The sequence below is a fragment of the Micromonospora mangrovicola genome (assembly GCF_047200535.1).
Lineage (GTDB): Bacteria > Actinomycetota > Actinomycetes > Mycobacteriales > Micromonosporaceae > Micromonospora.
In genome coordinates this window covers 1-3054 of record NZ_JBJZOG010000205.1, presented here as the reverse complement: position 1 = coordinate 3054, position 3054 = coordinate 1, and the positions used below count along the sequence as shown (strand labels likewise).

Below are 3054 nucleotides of genomic sequence, written 5' to 3'. Positions count from 1 at the left end.
CGGGTGGCGACCCCCGAAGGGGTACGTGGCCGTCCCGGTCCGCCGCCGACGTCGCTGGCCCTGGATGCTGCTGCTGACGGTCGCCTGCTGCTGCGGCGTCCCGCTCTGGTGGGCCCAGCCACTCTCCAGCCAGTACCCGGCCAGCGCGGCGCTCCCCGACCAGATCAGGGACCTGCGACTGCGGGACGACGAGCGCAGCCAGGCCGCCGCCGAGCAGCTGAAGTCCGAGGTGCGCCAGTCCCACCTGCTCGCCGAGGACACCTTCGCCGGGATCTACGGCACGAGCGACGGCAAGCGGGTGGCTCTCTTCGGCGGCACGGGTATCCGCCTTACCCCGGAATCGGACGCCGACGCCGAGATCGCCCGCCTCAGGGACCGGTACTCGCTGGGCGAGGTCGTCCCGGTGGAGACCGGCGTGCGGGGCCGCTACGAGCGGTGCGCGGTGGGCCGGACGGACGGCGATGCGGTGGTGGTTTGCACCTCGGTCGACCACGGCAGCCTGACCACCGGGGTCTTCAGCCGGCTCTCCGTCGACGACAGCGCCCGCCTGCTGGACCAGTTGCGCAGCCAGGTGGTGACCCCGAAACAATCCTGACAGTGACGTTAAGTCACATATCAAACACGTAAAGCTTCTGTGTCCCTCCCCCGCACTTTGGGCGTTTCGGGGGAGAATCGGGACATGTCGCGGCGTTGGCTCTTCGCCGATCAACTGGGGCCGCACTTCCTCGACGACCGGAAGCAACCGGTCCTGCTGATCGAGTCGAAGGCGGTCTTCCGACGCCGTGTCTACCACCGGCAGAAGGCCCACCTGATCCTGTCCGCGCTCCGCCACCGCGCCGCCGAACTGGGCGACCAGGCGATCTTCCTCCGAGCCGAGACGTACGGGCAGGCGTTGCGGAAGGTCCGCGAGCCGCTCGAGGTCTGTCACCCGACCTCACGCGCCGCCCTGGCCTTCGTCCGCGACCTGGACCGGGTCACCGTGCTGCCGGCCCGGGGGTACGTGACCAGCCTGACGGACTTCGCCGACTGGGCCGACGGTCGCCGGGGTGCGCTGCGGATGGAGCCCTTCTACCGGTTCGCCCGGGAGCACCACGGGGTTCTCCTGGACGGCCGCGACCCGGCGGGCGGCCGGTGGAGCTACGACACCGAGAACCGGGAGCCACCGCCGAAGGACGGGAAGCTCGACGTGCCGCCCGCGCCGATGCCGAAGGAGAACGACATCGACGCGGAGGTCCGGGCCGACCTGGACCGCTGGGAGCGGCAGGGCATCCGGTTCGCCGGTCGGGACGGTCCCCGCCGCTTCCCCGCCACGGTCAAGGAGGCCAAGGCGCGGCTGCGGCACTTCCTCCGGCACCGGCTGGCCGCGTTCGGCCCGTACGAGGACGCGATGCTCTCCACCGACCCGTGGCTGGCGCACAGCATGCTCTCCGCCGCGTTCAACCTGGGCCTGCTGGACCCGATGGAGGCGGTCCGGGGCGCCGAGCAGGCGTACCGGAAGCAGGGGGCGCCGCTGGCCAGCGTGGAGGGCTTCATCCGCCAGGTGATGGGCTGGCGGGACTACATCTGGCACAGCTACTGGTACTTCGAGCCGTCCTGGCGCACCAGCAACGAGCTGCGCGCGCGGCGGTCGGTGCCGGACTGGTGGAACGACCTGGACGCGGACGCCGTCGACGCGCACTGCCTCTCCGACGTGCTCGCCGGCGTCCGGGACCGGGCGTGGACGCACCACATCCCCCGGCTGATGGTGCTCGGCAACTACGCGCTGCAGCGGGGCTGGCGACCGGCCGAGCTGGTCGAGTGGTTCCGGACCCGCTTCGTGGACGGCTACGAGTGGGTGATGACCGGCAACGTGGTCGGCATGAGCCAGTACGCCGACCTGGGCCGGATGACCACAAAGCCGTACGTCTCGGGCGGCGCGTACATCAACCGGATGAGCGACTACTGCGGCGGCTGCCGGTACGACCCGCGCAAGCGCCTCGGCGACGGTGCCTGCCCGTTCACGGCCGGCTACTGGGCGTTCCTTGCCGGCAACCGCAGCCGGATCCCGTCGAACGCCCGGATGGCCCGCACGATGAAGCAGCTGGAACGGCTCAGTGACCTGGACGCCGTGATCGCCCAGGAGAAGCAGCGGGGCAGCGATCCACCGTGACCCCGGCGGCAGGCCGGCCCACCGGTCTGCTCAGGCGGTCGGGTCGACGGTGGGCTCGACGCGCTTCGGGGCGTAGCGCGGCACGTACTCCTGGCCGGTCAGCTTCTGGATCTCGGCCATCAGCTCGTCGGTCATCTCGCGCAACGAGGTCCGGTCGTCGGACCGGCCGGTGAAGTCCAGCGGCTTGCCGAACCGGATACCGATCTCCGCCCGACCGGGCCGGGGCACCCGCGTACCGATCGGCTGCGCCTTGTCGGTGCCGGTCACGCCGACCGGGATGAGCGGCACGCCGGCCGCCACCGCCAGCCGCGCCGCGCCGGTGCGCCCGCGGTAGAGCCGCCCGTCCGGGGAACGGGTCCCCTCCGGGTAGACGGCGACCAGGTCACCGGCCTTGAGCACGGGAATGGCCGCGTCGAACGCGGACAGCGCCGCCCGCCCGCCGGCCCGCTCCACCGGGATGGCGCCCAACCCGGTGAGCACGAACTTGGAGAACGCACCCTTCACGCCGGTGCCCTTGAAGTACTCCGACTTGGCCCAGAAGGCCAGGTGCCGCGGCACCACGGTGCCGAGGAGCAGCTCGTCGGCGACGGAGAGGTGGTTGCCTGCGAAGATCGCGCCGCCGGTCGCCGGGATGTGCTCCAACCCCTCCACGTGCGGACGGAAGGCCAACCGGAGCGCGGGCGCCACGGTGAGCTTGCCGATGGTGTAGAGCAGCGGCACGGGTCCTCCGGCAGTCGTACGTGAGCAGGCGGTGTCACGGTAGCGGACGGTTTCACGCCGGTCGGATCGGGTGGTCGGTGGCCCGCTCGGTGGTCCGGCGGGGGGGGGGGGGCACCCCCACCCCCCCCACCCCCAACCCGGCCTCCCCCCCCCCCCACACCCCCCCGGTCCCCACAGCCGGCCGC

2 protein-coding genes and 1 pseudogene are annotated in these 3054 nt (G+C 72.0%); 2 read left to right on the top strand and 1 reads right to left on the bottom strand.

Annotation, left to right across the window (positions count from 1 at the left end; genetic code table 11):
* Positions 1 to 595, top strand: a pseudogene (locus ACL02O_RS33915) (hypothetical protein); the annotation flags it as partial.
* Between the two features lie 84 nt (positions 596 to 679).
* Positions 680 to 2149: a cryptochrome/photolyase family protein gene (locus ACL02O_RS33910; RefSeq protein ID WP_412822269.1), complete on the top strand. Its 1470-nt coding sequence runs from the start codon at positions 680 to 682 to the stop codon at positions 2147 to 2149.
* Between the two features lie 30 nt (positions 2150 to 2179).
* Here the strand turns inward: ACL02O_RS33910 and ACL02O_RS33905 are convergent, their stop codons facing one another.
* Positions 2180 to 2869: a lysophospholipid acyltransferase family protein gene (locus ACL02O_RS33905; RefSeq protein WP_412822268.1), complete on the bottom strand. Its 690-nt coding sequence runs from the start codon at positions 2867 to 2869 to the stop codon at positions 2180 to 2182.
* Positions 2870 to 3054: the final 185 nt, after the last annotated feature.